Origin of the sequence: Streptomyces sp. NPDC086023 (assembly GCF_044540325.1) — a bacterium.
Taxonomy (GTDB): Bacteria; Actinomycetota; Actinomycetes; order Streptomycetales; family Streptomycetaceae; genus Streptomyces.
Map to the genome: position 1 here is coordinate 366,607 of NZ_JBITRX010000002.1, position 15,021 is coordinate 381,627.

Annotated in this window: 12 protein-coding genes and 1 riboswitch; of the genes, 9 read left to right on the forward strand and 3 right to left on the reverse strand. The window is 73.6% G+C overall.

From position 1 onward, the window contains the following. Positions 1–26 precede the first annotated feature (26 nt). The 6 genes from ACIF6F_RS04975 to ACIF6F_RS05000 all read left to right on the forward strand — a co-directional run bounded on the left by ACIF6F_RS04975 (position 27) and on the right by ACIF6F_RS05000 (position 8,719). Positions 27–1,109 (forward strand): polyprenyl synthetase family protein, encoded by a 1,083-nt coding sequence (locus ACIF6F_RS04975; protein ID WP_399941321.1) that lies wholly within the window; start codon positions 27–29, stop codon positions 1,107–1,109. 112 nt (positions 1,110–1,221) lie between these two features. Continuing rightward, entirely contained in the window at positions 1,222–3,585 is a 2,364-nt protein-coding gene (gene shc / locus ACIF6F_RS04980; protein WP_399941324.1) for a squalene--hopene cyclase, read from the forward strand. Then, positions 3,585–4,319, forward strand: a complete 735-nt coding sequence (locus tag ACIF6F_RS04985) for a 1-hydroxy-2-methyl-2-butenyl 4-diphosphate reductase (RefSeq protein ID WP_399941327.1) — start codon at positions 3,585–3,587, stop codon at positions 4,317–4,319. Before shc ends, ACIF6F_RS04985 begins: the two co-directional genes overlap by 1 nt. 5 nt (positions 4,320–4,324) lie before the next feature. Then, entirely contained in the window at positions 4,325–5,347 is a 1,023-nt protein-coding gene (gene hpnH, locus ACIF6F_RS04990; protein ID WP_399941329.1) for an adenosyl-hopene transferase HpnH, read from the forward strand. 31 nt (positions 5,348–5,378) lie between these two features. Then, entirely contained in the window at positions 5,379–7,316 is a 1,938-nt protein-coding gene (gene dxs, locus ACIF6F_RS04995) for a 1-deoxy-D-xylulose-5-phosphate synthase (RefSeq protein WP_399941332.1), read from the forward strand. Further along, positions 7,313–8,719 carry an aspartate aminotransferase family protein gene (locus ACIF6F_RS05000; RefSeq protein ID WP_399941334.1) on the forward strand — a complete coding sequence of 469 codons (1,407 nt, stop codon included), beginning with the start codon at positions 7,313–7,315 and terminating at the stop codon, positions 8,717–8,719. The genes dxs and ACIF6F_RS05000 overlap by 4 nt, the downstream gene beginning before the upstream one ends. A 112-nt stretch (positions 8,720–8,831) precedes the next feature. On the opposite strand, the gene ACIF6F_RS05005 is transcribed toward ACIF6F_RS05000, so the two are convergent. After that, entirely contained in the window at positions 8,832–9,638 is an 807-nt protein-coding gene (locus ACIF6F_RS05005; RefSeq protein WP_399941337.1) for a tyrosine-protein phosphatase, read from the reverse strand. A 313-nt stretch (positions 9,639–9,951) separates the two neighbouring features. Beyond that, positions 9,952–10,109: riboswitch (cyclic di-AMP (ydaO/yuaA leader) on the forward strand. A gap of 4 nt (positions 10,110–10,113) precedes the next feature. On the opposite strand from ACIF6F_RS05005, the gene ACIF6F_RS05010 reads away from it, so the two are divergent. From ACIF6F_RS05010 to ACIF6F_RS05020, 3 genes are all read left to right on the forward strand, one after another. Further along, complete coding sequence (locus ACIF6F_RS05010) at positions 10,114–11,097, forward strand: peptidoglycan DD-metalloendopeptidase family protein (RefSeq protein ID WP_399941340.1); 984 nt, start codon at positions 10,114–10,116, stop codon at positions 11,095–11,097. A 186-nt stretch (positions 11,098–11,283) separates the two neighbouring features. Next, entirely contained in the window at positions 11,284–12,093 is an 810-nt protein-coding gene (locus tag ACIF6F_RS05015) for an SGNH/GDSL hydrolase family protein (RefSeq protein ID WP_399941342.1), read from the forward strand. A gap of 285 nt (positions 12,094–12,378) precedes the next feature. Further along, positions 12,379–13,560, forward strand: a complete 1,182-nt coding sequence (locus ACIF6F_RS05020) for an MBL fold metallo-hydrolase (RefSeq protein ID WP_399941344.1) — start codon at positions 12,379–12,381, stop codon at positions 13,558–13,560. A 77-nt stretch (positions 13,561–13,637) separates the two neighbouring features. Here ACIF6F_RS05020 and ACIF6F_RS05025 read toward each other — a convergent pair whose 3' ends face one another. After that, the gene (locus tag ACIF6F_RS05025) at positions 13,638–13,901 is read right to left on the reverse strand and encodes a phosphopantetheine-binding protein (protein ID WP_399941347.1); all 264 of its coding nucleotides are present in this window, start codon (positions 13,899–13,901) and stop codon (positions 13,638–13,640) included. A gap of 61 nt (positions 13,902–13,962) precedes the next feature. Then, positions 13,963–14,961, reverse strand: coding sequence for a beta-ketoacyl-ACP synthase III (locus ACIF6F_RS05030; RefSeq protein WP_399941348.1), 999 nt, complete (start codon positions 14,959–14,961; stop codon positions 13,963–13,965). Positions 14,962–15,021 lie beyond the last annotated feature (60 nt).

Sequence of the window (15,021 nt, forward strand, 5' to 3'; positions counted from 1 at the left end):
CACGTACAGGAACAAGAGGAGAGCCAGTGAACCCGGGGAACCCGGCTGTCGAGAACGCCCGCGCAGGGAACGCGGAGCGGACGGACGTGATCGCGCTGCTGGAGCGCGGACGCGAGCTGTCCTCGCCCGTACTGCGCGCGGCCGTCGACCGGCTCGCACCGCCCATGGACACCGTCGCGGCCTACCACTTCGGGTGGATCGACGCCGAGGGCCGCCCGTCGGCCGGCGACGGCGGCAAGGCGGTGCGCCCCGCGCTCGCGCTCATCTCCGCGGAGGTCGCGGGCGCCGCGGCCGAGGTCGGCATCCCCGGCGCCGTGGCCGTGGAGCTCGTCCACAACTTCTCGCTGCTGCACGACGACCTGATGGACGGCGACGAGCAGCGCCGCCACCGCGACACCGTCTGGAAGGTGCACGGCCCGGCCCAGGCCATCCTCGTCGGCGACGCCCTCTTCGCGCTGGCCAACGAGATCCTGCTGGAGCTCGGCACGGTCGAGGCCGGCCGCGCCACCCGCCGCCTGACCACCGCCACCCGCAAGCTCATCGACGGCCAGGCCCAGGACATCTCCTACGAGCACCGCGAGCGCGTCAGCGTCGCGGAGTGCCTGGAGATGGAGGGCAACAAGACCGGCGCCCTGCTGGCCTGCGCGGTGTCGATCGGCGCGGTGCTCGGCGGCGCGGACGACCGCACCGCCGACAAGCTGGAGGAGTACGGCTACCACCTCGGCCTCGCCTTCCAGGCGGTGGACGACCTGCTCGGCATCTGGGGCGACCCGGAGTCCACCGGCAAGCAGACCTGGAGCGACCTGCGCCAGCGCAAGAAGTCCCTGCCCGTGGTCGCGGCCCTCGCCGCCGGCGGCCCGGCCTCCGAGCGGCTCGGCGAGCTGCTCGCAGCCGACGCCAAGAGCAGCGACCTCGACAGCTTCTCCGAGGAGGAGTTCGCCGCCCGGGCCGCCCTCATCGAGGAGGCCGGCGGCCGCCGCTGGACCGAGGAGGAGGCCCGGCGCCAGCACGCCGTCGCCATCGCCGCCCTCGACGAGGTGCAGATGGAGCAGAAGGTCCGCGATCAGCTCGTGGCGCTGGCGGACTTCGTCGTCGTGCGCAAGAGATGATCACCTCCGGGAGATGAATCGCGAGTCGCCGGCCGGCGCCACCTGCTCTTGACCCGGCGCCGGCCGACGTCGGACCCCAGCACAGCAGAGGACACTGCACGAAGGGGAAGCCATGACAGCGACGACCGACGGAGGCGCCGGCCCGGCGGGGCCGGGCGCCGAATCGGCCGGCAGGAGCGAAGCGGCACGGCTCGGCGCGCCCGCCCCCGCGGCGGGCGCCGGACCCGGTCCGGACGGGCCGGCGGACCGGGCCGCCCCGGAGGTGGTGCGCGAGGCCGTCGAGCGGGCCACCGGGCACCTGCTCGCCCGGCAGGACCCGGCCGGCTGGTGGAAGGGTGACCTGGAGACCAACGTCACCATGGACGCCGAGGACCTGCTGCTGCGCCAGTTCCTCGGCATCAGGGACGAGGCCACCACCCGGGCCGCCGCGCTCTTCATCCGGGGCGAGCAGCGCCCGGACGGCACCTGGGCCACCTTCCACGGCGGCCCGTCCGAACTGTCCGCCACCGTCGAGGCGTACGTCGCCCTCCGGCTGGCCGGGGACGCCCCCGACGCGCCGCACATGGCCCGCGCCTCCGCCTGGATCCGCGCCAACGGCGGCATCGCCCGGGCCCGCGTGTTCACCAGGATCTGGCTCGCCCTGTTCGGCTGGTGGCGCTGGGAGGACCTGCCCGAGCTGCCCCCCGAGCTGATCTACCTGCCCCCCTGGTTCCCGCTCAACATCTACGACTTCGGCTGCTGGGCCCGGCAGACGATCGTGCCGCTCACCGTGGTCTCCGCCAAGCGGCCGGTGCGCCCCGCCCCCTTCACGCTCGACGAGCTGCACACCGACGCCCGGAACCCCAACCCGCCGCGGCCCCTCGACCCGCCCACCACCTGGGACGGCTTCTTCCAGCGGATGGACAAGGCCCTCCACGTCTACCACCGGCTGGCGCCGCGCAGACTGCGCCGGGCGGCCATGAACACGGCCGCCCGCTGGATCATCGAACGCCAGGAGAACGACGGCTGCTGGGGCGGCATCCAGCCTCCCGCCGTCTACTCCGTCATCGCCCTCCACCTCCTCGGCTACGACCTGGAGCACCCGGTGATGAGGGCCGGGCTGGAGTCCCTCGACCGGTTCGCCGTCTGGCGCGAGGACGGCGCCCGCATGATCGAGGCCTGCCAGTCGCCCGTCTGGGACACCTGCCTGGCCGCCATCGCCCTCGCCGACGCAGGGCTGCCCCCGGACCACCCGGCGCTGGTCAAGGCCGCCGACTGGATGCTGGACGAGGAGATCGAGCGGCCCGGCGACTGGACCGTACGCCGCCCCGGTCTCGCCCCCGGCGGCTGGGCCTTCGAGTTCCACAACGACAACTACCCCGACATCGACGACACCGCCGAGGTGGTGCTGGCACTGCGCCGGATCAGGCACCCGCAGCCCGCCCGCGTCGAGGGGGCCATCCGGCGGGGCGTCAGCTGGAACCTCGGGATGCAGTCGAAGAACGGCGGCTGGGGCGCCTTCGACGCCGACAACACCAGCCCCTACCCCAACCGGCTGCCCTTCTGCGACTTCGGCGAGGTCGTCGACCCGCCCTCGGCCGACGTCACCGCCCACGTGGTGGAGATGCTGGCCGTCGAGGGCCGGGCCCACCACCCGCGCACCCGGCGCGGCGTCGAGTGGCTGCTCGCGGAGCAGGAGCCGGACGGCTCCTGGTTCGGCCGCTGGGGAACCAACTACGTGTACGGGACCGGCTCCGTGGTCCCCGCGCTCGTGGCCGCCGGGATCGCCCCCGGGCACCCCGCGGTGCGCCGCGCGGTCGGCTGGCTGGAATCCGTACAGAACGAGGACGGCGGCTGGGGCGAGGACCAGCGCTCGTACCACGACAGGAGCTGGGCCGGCCGCGGCGAGTCCACCGCCTCGCAGACCGCCTGGGCGCTGCTCGCCCTGCTGGCGGCGGGGGAGCGGGACGGCAAGGCCGTCCAGCGCGGCGTCGCCTTCCTCACCGGCACGCAGCGGCCCGACGGCTCCTGGGACGAGCCGCACTTCACCGGCACCGGATTCCCCTGGGACTTCTCCATCAACTACCACCTGTACCGGCAGGTCTTCCCGCTCACCGCGCTCGGCCGCTACCTGTACGGGGAGCCGTTCGCCCCCGGCGGTACGGGCGGCCGCGCGGCAGTGCGGGCCGACGGGACCGCGCCCCCGGCCGGCGCGGGCCCTGCCCCGGTACGGGATGCGGCCGAGCCCGCTCGCGGAACCGCCTCCGGCGGGGAGGAGCCGGCGGGGGCCGGGGCCTTGGGCACGGGATCGCCCGGCACGGCGGCCCCTGGCCCGGCGGCCCCGGGCACGGTGGCGCCTGGCCCGCCGGCTCCCGGCCCGGCGGCACCGAGTGCGGCGCCGGCCGCCCAGGACCCCGCGGGGCGCGGGCACGTGGCGCCCGTGCCGGGTGACGCCGTGCCGCCGCGTGCCGCACCGGTCGTGGACGGCGGGGTCTGATGGCCGGCGGAGGCAGGTCCGACCCGGGGCGGCAGGCGGCGGACGGCGATCCCGTGCCCCCGTTGCTCGTCGCCTGTGCGCTCGGCATCGAGCGCCTCGCGCTGCGCGGCGGCGCGCGCCGCGGGGCGGACGGCCCGCTGACCGTCCTGCGGACCGGCATGGGGCCGCTGGCGGCCGAGCGGGCCGTGGCCCGGGCCCTCGTGGCCCCCGGCATGGCGGGGGCGGCCGTCGTCGCCACCGGGTTCTGCGCCGGGCTGCTGCCCGGCATGCACCCCGGGGACCTGGTCGTCGCCGAACGCACCCGCGACCCCCGGGGCGACGTCGTCTGCGACGGCACCGCCGCGCTCGCCGAGGCGCTGGCCGCGGCCGTACCCGGCCGCACCGTCCACACCGGTGTGCTGACCGGCTCGGACCACGTCGTCCGCGGCCCGGAACGCGCCGAACTGCAGGCCTCCGGTGCCATCGCGGTGGACATGGAGTCGGCCGCCACGCTGTGGACGGCGGTCCACGCACCGGCCGGCCCCGCTGCGCCCGCCGGGCACCCGGCACACCCGGCCCCCCACACCGCCGGACGGCGCCCGGTTGCGGCCGTCCGGGTGATCGTGGACGCTCCGGAGCATGAGCTCGTCCGAATCGGCACGGTACGCGGTGGAATATCGGCCTTCCGTGTCCTTCGTGCCGTCCTTCCCGTTTTCCATGACTGGCACCGTTCTTCGCTGCTCCCCAGGAGGTGAGCCAGATGGCCATGCCGCTGCGACAGTCCATCAGGGTCGGGACCTATCTCTTCGAACAGAAGCTCCGCAAGCGTGAGAAGTTCCCGCTCATCGTCGAGCTGGAGCCGCTCTACGCCTGCAACCTGAAATGCGAGGGCTGCGGCAAGATCCAGCACCCGGCGGGCGTGCTCAAGCAGCGGATGCCGGTCGCGCAGGCGGTCGGCGCCGTGCTGGAGTCGGGCGCGCCGATGGTGTCCATCGCGGGCGGCGAGCCGCTGATGCACCCGCAGATCCACGAGATCGTCCGGCAGCTGGTGGCCAGGCGGAAGTACGTCTTCCTGTGCACCAACGCGCTGCTGCTGCGCAAGAAGATCGAGGACTTCCGCCCCTCGCCGTACTTCGCCTTCGCCGTGCACATCGACGGCCTCCGCGAGCGCCACGACGAGTCCGTCGCCAAGGAAGGCGTCTTCGACGAGGCGGTGGCGGCCATCAAGGAGGCCAAGCGCCGGGGCTTCCGTGTCACCACGAACTCGACCTTCTTCAACACGGACACCCCCCAGACCGTCATCGAGGTGCTCAACTTCCTCAACGACGACCTCCAGGTCGACGAGATGATGATCTCGCCGGCCTACGCCTACGAGAAGGCGCCCGACCAGGAGCACTTCCTCGGGGTCGAGCAGACCCGCGAGCTGTTCAGGAAGGCCTTCGCGGGCGGCAACCGGCGCCGCTGGCGGCTCAACCACTCGCCGCTCTTCCTCGACTTCCTGGAGGGCAAGGCGGACTTCCCCTGCACGGCCTGGGCCATCCCCAACTACTCCCTCTTCGGCTGGCAGCGGCCCTGCTACCTGATGAGCGACGGCTACGTGCCCACGTACCGCGAGCTCGTCGAGGACACCGACTGGGACAAGTACGGCCGCGGCAAGGACCCCCGGTGCGCCAACTGCATGGCGCACTGCGGCTACGAGCCGACCGCCGTCCTCGCCACCATGGGTTCCCTCAAGGAGTCCCTGCGCGCCGCCCGCGAGACGGTCTCGGGCAACCGCGACTGAGGAGCGGCACACGATCACCAGGGGGACCAGCATGTCGATTCTCGAAGGGATCCGGGGACCGCGCGACCTGAAAGCGGTTCCCGGCGAGCACCTGGCCGAACTCGCCCAGGAAATCCGGCAATTCCTGATCCAAGCCGTCGCGAGGACCGGCGGCCACCTCGGACCCAATCTCGGCGTGGTCGAACTGACCATGGCCCTGCACCGCGTGTTCGATTCGCCGGTGGACCGCATTCTCTGGGACACCGGCCACCAGAGTTACGTGCACAAACTGCTCACCGGCCGTCAGGACTTCTCGAAACTCCGCGGAAAGGGCGGACTCTCCGGATATCCGTCGCGCGCGGAATCCGAACACGACGTCATCGAGAACTCGCACGCCTCCACCGTCCTCGGCTGGGCCGACGGCCTCGCCAAGGCCCGGCAGCTGCGCGACGGCTCCGGCCACGTCGTCGCCGTCACCGGCGACGGCGCCCTCACCGGCGGCATGGCCTGGGAGGCGCTCAACAACATCGCGGCCGCCGACCGCCCGCTCGTCATCGTCGTCAACGACAACGAGCGCAGCTACGGCCCCACCATCGGCGGACTCGCCGGTCACCTGGCCGCCCTGCGCACCGCCGACGGCTACGAGCGCCTCCTGGCCCGGGGCCGGGACCTCCTGGAGCGCACGCCCGTCGTGGGCAAGCCCCTCTACGGGGGCCTGCACGGGGCGAAGAAGGGCCTCAAGGACGCCGTCGCGCCCCAGGGCCTGTTCGAGGACCTGGGCCTGAAGTACATCGGCCCGGTCGACGGGCACGACACCGAGGCGCTGGAGGCCGCGCTGCACCGGGCCAAACGATTCCGCGGCCCGGTCCTCGTGCACTGCATCACCGAGAAGGGGCGCGGCTGCCCGCCCGCCCTCGCCGACGAGGCCGACCGCTTCCACACCGTCGGCGTCATCGACCCCGGCACCGGGCTGCCACTGGAGGCCCCCGTGCCCTCCTGGACCTCCGCCTTCGGCGAGGAGCTGGCCCGGATCGGGGCCGAACGGGCCGACGTGGTCGCCGTCACCGCGGCGATGCTCCACCCCGTCGGCTTCACCGAGTTCGCCGCCCGCTTCCCCGACCGCGTCTGGGACGTCGGCATCGCCGAGCAGCACGCGGCCACCTCGGCCGCCGGTCTGGCCGCCGGCGGACTCCACCCGGTCGTCGCCGTCTACGCCACCTTCCTCAACCGGGCCTTCGACCAGGTCCTGATGGACGTGGCCCTGCACGGGTGCGGCGTCACCTTCGTCCTGGACCGGGCCGGCGTCACCGGCACCGACGGCCCCTCCCACAACGGCATGTGGGACCTGTCGGTCCTCCAGGTCGTTCCCGGCCTGCGCATCGCCGCCCCCCGCGACGCCGGCCAGCTCCGCGCCCAGCTGCGCGAGGCCCTCGACGTCTCCGACGCGCCGACCGTGCTGCGCTTCCCCAAGGAGGCCGTCGGACCCCCGGTGCCCGCGGCCGGCCGCGTCGGCGGCATGGACCTGCTGCTGCGCGCCGCACCGGGCCGGGAGGACGTGCTGATCGTCTCCGCGGGCGTGATGGCCCCGGTCTGCCTCGGCGCCGCCGAGCTGCTCGCCGCCCGGGGCGTCTCCTGCACCGTGGTGGACCCGCGCTGGGTCAAGCCGCTCGACGAGGCCCTCGTACCCATGGCCGCCCGGCACCGCCTGGTCGCCGTGGTCGAGGACAACAGCCGCACCGGTGGCGTGGGCTGGGCCGTCGCCCAGCAGCTGCGGGACGCGGGGACCGACGTACCGCTGCGGTCCTTCGGGATCCCCGAGCGGTTCCTCGCGCACGCCAAGCGCGGCGAGGTGCTCGCCGACATCGGGCTGACCCCGGTCGAGATCGCCGGGAGCATCGCCCGGGCCCTGGGGGGCCAGGAACAGCGTGACGGGACCGCGGCGGCACTCCGCGGCCAGGCCGGCGCGCCCGAGGAGGAGAACACCGCATGACACAGGACCCCACGGCCGCGGGGAAGGGCTTCGACCTCGGCCGGCTGCTCGCCGAACGCGGTGGGGAGCGGTACGAACTGCACGCCCGCCACCTCAACCACCAGCTGCCCCGCATGCTGCACACCATCGGCTTCGACAAGGTCTACGAGCGGGCCGAGGGCGCCCACTTCTGGGACGCCGAGGGCCACGACCACCTCGACATGCTGGCCGGCTTCGGCGTGATGGGCCTGGGCCGGCACCACCCGGTGGTCCGCAAGGCGCTGCACGACGTGCTCGACGCCTCGCTGGCCGACCTGACCCGCTTCGACTGCCAGCCGCTGCCGGGACTGCTGGCCGAGCGGCTGCTCTCGTACAGCCCCCACCTGGACCGGGTGTTCTTCGGCAACAGCGGCACCGAGGCCGTGGAGACCGCGCTGAAGTTCGCCCGCTACGCCACCGGCCGGCCCAGGGTGCTCTACTGCACCCACGCCTTCCACGGCCTGACCGCCGGCTCCCTCTCGGTCAACGGCGAGAGCGGCTTCCGCGACGGGTTCGCCCCGCTGCTGCCCGACACCGCGGTGCCGCTCGGGGACCTCGGTGCCCTGGAGCGGGAGCTGCGCCACGGGGACGTGGCCGCCCTGATCGTCGAGCCGGTCCAGGGCAAGGGGGTGTACCCGGCGCCGCCCGGCTACCTGCGGGCCGCGCAGGAGCTGCTGCACCGGCACCGGGCCCTGCTGATCGCCGACGAGGTGCAGACCGGCCTCGGCAGGACCGGGGACTTCTACGCGTACCAGCACGAGGCGGGCGTGGAGCCCGACCTGGTGTGCGTGGCGAAGGCGCTCTCGGGCGGGTACGTGCCGGTGGGCGCCACCCTCGGCAAGGACTGGATCTTCAAGAAGGTGTACTCGTCCATGGACCGGGTACTGGTGCACTCGGCCAGCTTCGGGTCCAACGCGCAGGCGATGGCGGCCGGGCTCGCGGTCCTCGCCGTGATGGACGACGAGGGGCTGGTGGCGCACGCGCGGGCGATGGGCGACCTGCTGCGCGGGCGGCTCGCCGCCATGGTCGGCGAGTACGAGCTGCTGCACGAGGTCCGCGGCCGGGGGCTGATGATCGGCATCGAGTTCGGACGGCCCTCGTCGCTGGGGCTGCGCAGCCGGTGGACGATGCTCCAGGCGGCCCGCAAGGGACTCTTCGCGCAGATGGTGGTCGTCCCGCTGCTGCAGAAGCACCGGATCCTGACGCAGGTCTCCGGCGACCACCTCGAAGTGATCAAGCTCATTCCGCCGCTGGTGATCGACGAGGCGGACGTGGAGCGGTTCGTCGCCGCCTTCCGGGACGTGATGGACGAGGCCCACGGCGGCGGCTCGCTGATGTGGGACTTCGGGCGGACGCTGGTGAAGCAGGCGGTCGCGGGGCGCTGAGCAGGGCGGCGCGGCCGTACGGACCCGGGCGGGCGCGGCGTGCGGACGGGCGGGGGCCGCACCCCCGCCCGCATCCGTGACCGCCTGCGGGTCCGCGCCGTCTGGCGGGGCGTCAGGCCAGCAGGCGCTCGCGCAGCCGGTCCAGGGTGTCCGGGCCCAGGGCCAGGCCCTCGGCCAGGTAGCCGTCGACCCCGCCCCAGACCTCGTCGATGGTGGCGAAGGCCGCCTCCAGGTACTCGGCCCGCGCGTCGAAGAGCGGGCTGAGCAGCGCCATCACCTCGGGGGAGCGGGCCTCGGGGGCGTCGCTGCCGCGCCGGACGCGGTAGCGGCGGTGCGGCGCGTTCGACTCCAGGTAGTCCGTGACGATGGCCCCGCGCTCCACGCCGAGCGCGAGCAGGGTGACCGCGATGGAGAGGCCGGCCCGGTCCTTGCCGGCCGCGCAGTGCATCAGCGCGGGGACGCTGTCCTCGGCGAGGGCGTGCACCACCCTGCTGTGCTCGGCTGTGCGCTCCTTGATCATCTTGCGGTACGAGGCGGACATGCGCGCCGCGGCCCGGCCGTCGCCCAGGACCTCCTCCAGCTGGGTCAGGTCGCCGTCGCGGACCATCGTCCAGAACTCCTTGCCGTCGGCCGGGTCGGAGAGCGGGATGTTGACGTTGCGCACGCCCGGCAGTTCGACGTCGGGGCCTTCGAGCGCCTTGTCGGCGGCGTTGCGGAAGTCGAAGACGGTGTGCAGTCCGAGCGATGCGAGGTATTGCGCATCGGTATCGGTGGCATGTGCCAGATGTCCGCTTCGGAACAGACGCCCCGTTCGCATCCTCCGCCCGTCTGTGGTCGGAAGTCCGCCCACGTCGCGGAAGTTGCGCACGCCGGTCAGCTCCGGCTCGGTCGACGGCGCCTGGGGTATCTGCTGGGTCACGTGGGGGCTCCTGGCGGCTCGGGGGACATGTCCGAATTGCACTACTTGGCGTCAAGTTACCGCAATGAGGCGGCAGATGTGCGACCTCCTCGTGAGGCAGATCATACGGTGACCGTCCGTGGCTGCGATGGAATCCTGAATTCCGCTGTGGTGCTGGCTGTTACGCGTCCGCAATGGACGGAGTGTGACGGGAATTCCGTCGATCATTCATCCGGGTGATTCCCAAGGGGAATTCACGGCTTGTTCCGCCTGAGGGCGCTGGATTACCGTCGCCCCCGATCCGGGTGGAACGCCGAATCCTGCCGCCGCCCGGAAACCGCACCCGACCACTCGTGCGGCAGGAGCGGGGGAACCAGGTAAGCCGCCGGGCGCGATCTTCTCGCAGCCGGCTCGGGGTGAAGCCGCACGTGTGCGGCCGGGCATCTCCAGCCCGAACCCGACAGCTCACCTCGCAGGCGCCGGAGAGGAATGCGCCATGCCCGGAAAGGGTAAGCACCGCCGCCCCAAGTCCAGCCCGATAAGCCGCGGTTTCGTCGCCGCCGGTACCGGCGGCGCCGCCCTCGCGCTGCCGCTGATGGGGGCCTCCGGAGCCCACGCCGCCGGGCCGGCCGCCGCCCCCCAGGCGCTGCCCGCCCAGGCCGCCCAGGCCGCCCGCACCGCTCCGGCCGCCGCCCCCGCCGCGGCCCCGCAGGCCGCCCCCGCCACGTACACCGTGGTGGCCGGCGACCACCTCTCCAAGATCGCGTACGAGCACCACCTGAGCGGCGGCTGGCAGAAGCTGTACGCCGACAACCGCGAGGCCGTCGGCGGCAACCCCTCCCTGATCCACCCCGGCCTGGAGCTGACCCTCGGCGCCGCGGCCGCGCCGAAGGCGGCCGAGGCCCCGGCGAAGCCCGCGGCCGCGCCCAAGCCGGCGAAGAAGGCCCCGGAGAAGACCCGGAAGAAGGCCGTCCGGAAGGCCGAGCCCAAGGCCGTCGCCGAGGACACCGGCGCCGACCGGTCCGCGGCCACCGCCAGCCGCTCCACCCAGCGCTCCGCCACCGCGGTGAGCGGCGCCGGGTTCGTCGCCCCGGTCAGCGGCGGCATCAGCACCTCCTACCGGGCCGGCGGCGGCATGTGGGCCAGCGGCTACCACACGGGCGTCGACTTCTCGGTCGGCTCCGGCACCACCGTCCGCGCGGTCGGCGCGGGCACCGTGGTCTCCGCCGGCTGGGGCGGCGCGTACGGCAACGAGGTGATCATCCGGCACGAGGACGGCCGCTACTCCCAGTACGCCCACCTGTCCTCGCTCAACGTCTCCGCGGGCCAGTCGGTCGGCGCCGGCGACAGCATCGGCCTCTCCGGCTCCACGGGCAACTCCACCGGCCCGCACCTGCACTTCGAGATCCGCACGGGTCCGAGCTACGGCGACGACATCGACCCGCTGGCCTACCTCCGGGACAAGGGCGTCAGCGTCTGAGCCGCTTCCGCCGGCGCGCCCCGCGAGGCCGGCGCGTCCACCGAGGCAGCCGTACGACCGGGTCCCGAGGGGGGTCCCGGTCGTACGGCTGTTTTCGGCCAAACTGACCGGGTGGTCCAGATCACCCCGCGTCAACCCCTTCCTACGGTCGCGTAGGTCACACCCTTCGGTGAAGGATGTGCTCCCGTGGCAGGAGAATCGACACCTTCAACAGCAACGGCACCCGTAACCACCCTCCCCGTCGGCTCGTACGCCGCGATCGGGGACAGCTTCACCGAGGGCGTCGGAGACCCCGGTCCCGACGGCGCGTTCCTCGGCTGGGCCGACCGGCTGGCGGTGCTGCTCGCCGACCGCCGCGACGAGCACGACTTCCGGTACGCCAACCTCGCCGTACGCGGCAGGCTGTTGGACCAGATCGTGGCCGAGCAGGTCCCCCGGGCCAAGGAGCTCGCGCCCGACCTGGTCACCTTCTGTGCCGGCGGCAACGACATCATCCGCCCCGGCAGCGACCCCGACGCCGTCGCCGAGCGGTTCGAGGCGGCCGTCGCCGACCTCACCGGCGTCGTGCCCACCGTCATGATCACCACGGGCTTCGACACCCGCGGCGTACCCGTCCTGCGCCACCTGCGCGGCAAGGTCGCCACGTACACCGCGCACGTCCGCTCGATCGCCGACCGGTACGGCTGCCCCGTCCTCGACCTCTGGTCGCTGAAGTCCGTACAGGACCGGCGGGCCTGGGACGACGACCGGCTCCACCTGTCCCCGGAGGGCCACACCCGGGTTGCGCTGCGCGCCGCCCAGGTCCTCGGCCTGGAGGTGCCTGCCGACCCGGACCAGCCCTGGCCGCCGATGGAGCCCCGCGGCTCCGCCGAGGTCACCCGCGACAACATCCAGTGGGCGCGCGAGCACCTCGTACCGTGGATCGGCCGGCGGCTTCGCGGCGAGTCCTCCGGTGACCACGTCGAGCCGAAGCGGCCCGACCTGCTCCCCCTGTAGCGGAGCGGCCGGCACGGCACCGCTCCGGGTGGGCGCGCCCGTACGGGAGAGGGGCGCGCCCGGCCCGGGGACGGCTTCCGCGGCTTCCGCGGCTTCCGTGGGGAAGCCCGTCGGGGAAGCGCGCGGGACGCAGCCGGGGGAGCGACGGGGGCAGCCGGGGGAAGCGCGGGAGGCAGGCGGGGGAGCGGAGGCGTCCGTTTCGCGTGGCGCGGCCGGAATCCTTCGGCGCGCGCGCACGTTGGGAAGGGCAGAGCACACCCACGTCCCATCGTCACAGGAGGCGCCTTGACCGGCTCCCGTCCCCTGCGCGCAGGGCTGCGCGCGCTGCGGCCCGAAGCCTTCGGCGCGGACCCGTCCGGAGAGCGGATGGAGCGGATCCGCCGTTCCCCGCACTTCGCCGACGGCGTCTTCCAGAACCCGGTGGGCACCCGGGAGCGGCCGAGCGGCTCGGCGCTCGAATTCGCCAAGATCTACTTCCGCAAGGAGGAGCGGGTCCGGCGCACGCCCAGCGCGCCCATCCCCGTGCACCCCACCACCCTGGCCGACATCGCCCGGCCGCCGGCCACCGGCCTGCGGCTGACCTGGATGGGCCACTCCAGCGTGCTCGCGGAGATCGACGGCCACCGCGTGCTCTTCGACCCCGTCTGGGGCGACCGCTGCTCTCCCTTCCCCTTCGCGGGGCCCAAGCGGCTGCACGCGGTGCCGGTGCCGCTGGCCGCCCTCGGCCCGGTGGACGTGGTCGTGATCTCCCACGACCACTACGACCACCTCGACCTGCCGACGATCAAGGCGCTGGCCGCCACCGACACCGTCTTCGCCGTCCCCCTGGGCGTCGGCGCCCACCTGGAGCGCTGGGGCGTGCCGGCCGACCGGCTGCGCGAACTGGACTGGCACGAGAGCACCAAGGTCGGCGGACTGACGCTCACCGCGACCCCGGCCCGGCACTTCTGCGGCCGCGGCCTGCGCAACACCCAGCACACCCTGTGGGCCTCCTGGGTGGTGGCCGGCGACGAGCACCGCATCTACCACAGCGGCGACACGGGCTACTTCCCCGGCTTCGCCGAGATCGGCGCCGCCCACGGCCCCTTCGACGCCACGATGATCCAGATCGGCGCGTACAGCGAGTTCTGGCCGGACATCCACATGACCCCGGAAGAGGGCATGCGGGCCCACCTGGACCTCCAGGGCGGCCGGCCGCACGGCGTGCTGCTGCCGATCCACTGGGGCACCTTCAACCTCGCCCCCCACGCGTGGTCGGAACCGGGCGAGTGGACGGCTGAAGAGGGCGAGGGCGCGGGCCAGCCGGTCGCGTCTCCGCGCCCGGGCGAGCCCTTCGAGCCCGCCGGCACGCTGCCCGTGGACCCCTGGTGGCGTCCGATCGCCCACCCGTGGCGCCGTCCGAAGGTGGTGGATGTGGCGCCGAGCGAGCCTCAGGTCGGCGATCTGGACCTGGCCGGCGAGCGGTGACGCCGGATGCCGTGCTCGTGCAATCACTGATCACGGGCGCCCGGGTGGCCGGCCTCCGGGTCGAGGACTGATCACGGTCACGTCGCGGGCGTGGGCGCAGGCCCTGGCGAGTTCAGCGCGGCCAGTGCCTGCGCCGCCTCCTGGAGAGTCTGGTCGGGGTGGAGGAGGCCTTCGGGCACGGGAGTGCCCAGTCGCTCTTCGAGGATGAGGCCGAGTTCGACGAGGGCGAGGGAGTCGACGGCCGTCTCCCCGAGCGGTGTGTGGGCGCCGGCACTGCCGGGCGGGGTGTCGAACTTGGTCACGAGGGTGTCGACGAGGGCGGCCAGGACGGCGTCGGACATGGAGGTTCCTTTCCGGAGAGGGGTGTTGTGGTGAGCGGGTGTCCCGGTGGACGGGGCGCTCTCAGAGCACGGGCAGGTCCGGCCAGGTGAGTGCGGCGGCGCCCCAGGTGGCTCCGCCGCCGAACGCGGTCAGGACGACCCGGTCGCCCTTGCGGAGCCTGCCCGTGCTGTGGCCGTCGGTCATGGCCAGGGGGATCGAGGCCGCGGCGGTGTTCCCCACGCGGTCGATGTTGACCAGCGCGCGCTGCGGAGGCAGGTTCAGCTTCTCCGCCACGGCGCGCAGGATGCGGCTGTTGGCCTGGTGGCCGATGAGGTGGTCGACGTCCTCGACGCTCCAGCCGACGTCGTCCAGGACGCTGCGCGTGGACTGCGCCATGTGCCGTACGGCGGCCGTGAACACCGGGGCGCCCTGCATCCGGAAGTACGGATCGTCCGGGCCGCCGTCGCCGTGGGCGCCTGGCGCGCCGCGGCCTCCGCGCACGGTGATGAGGTCGGCCATGGTCCCGTCGCTGCCGAGGTGCATGGCCTCCAGCGATCCCGGCTCGCCGGGTTCGCCGGCCCGCAGCAGCACCGCTCCCGCGCCGTCTCCGAAGATGACGCCGGTGGTGCGATCGGCCGGGTCGAGGAGGGTGCTGAACGTCTCCGCACCGATGACCAGGGCCCGGCGGGCGGCCCCTGCCTGTACGGCCGTGGCAGCGGCGTGCAGCGCGTAGAGGAAGCCGGTGCACACGGCCGAGACGTCGTAGGCGGCGACGCCCGTCAGCCCGAGCTTCGTGGCGACGGTGGGCGCCGTGGCGGGGCACGGCCGGTCGGGTGTGGTGGTGGCGACGACGACCAGGTCCGCCAGCTCCTCGCCGGCGTTCTCCAGTGCACGGCGCCCTGCCCGGGCCGCCAGGTCGCTGGTGGTCGTACCCGGGTCGACGTGATGGCGGCGGGCGATGCCCGTCCGGGTACGGATCCACTCGTCGGTGGTGTCGAAGCGCAGGGCCAGGTCGTGGTTGGTGACGACGCGGGGCGGGAGGTGTCCTGCGACCGCGGCGACGACCGCTGTCCGAGTCATGGGGGAGGGAAGCCTTCGCGTGGTGGGTGGGGGGCGAGTGAGTGGCTGAACGGTTGGTCG

Bases quoted from the DNA above. Each gene is read 5' to 3' on its own strand.
- ACIF6F_RS05030 (WP_399941348.1), bottom strand. From the start codon at position 14,961: ATGACTCGGACAGCGGTCGTCGCCGCGGTCGCAGGACACCTCCCGCCC.
- ACIF6F_RS04985 (WP_399941327.1), top strand. From the start codon at position 3,585: ATGGCCGGCGGAGGCAGGTCCGACCCGGGGCGGCAGGCGGCGGACGGC.
- dxs (WP_399941332.1), top strand. From the start codon at position 5,379: ATGTCGATTCTCGAAGGGATCCGGGGACCGCGCGACCTGAAAGCGGTT.
- ACIF6F_RS05025 (WP_399941347.1), bottom strand. From the start codon at position 13,901: ATGTCCGACGCCGTCCTGGCCGCCCTCGTCGACACCCTCGTGACCAAG.
- ACIF6F_RS05010 (WP_399941340.1), top strand. From the start codon at position 10,114: ATGCCCGGAAAGGGTAAGCACCGCCGCCCCAAGTCCAGCCCGATAAGC.
- ACIF6F_RS05000 (WP_399941334.1), top strand. From the start codon at position 7,313: ATGACACAGGACCCCACGGCCGCGGGGAAGGGCTTCGACCTCGGCCGG.
- hpnH (WP_399941329.1), top strand. From the start codon at position 4,325: ATGGCCATGCCGCTGCGACAGTCCATCAGGGTCGGGACCTATCTCTTC.
- shc (WP_399941324.1), top strand. From the start codon at position 1,222: ATGACAGCGACGACCGACGGAGGCGCCGGCCCGGCGGGGCCGGGCGCC.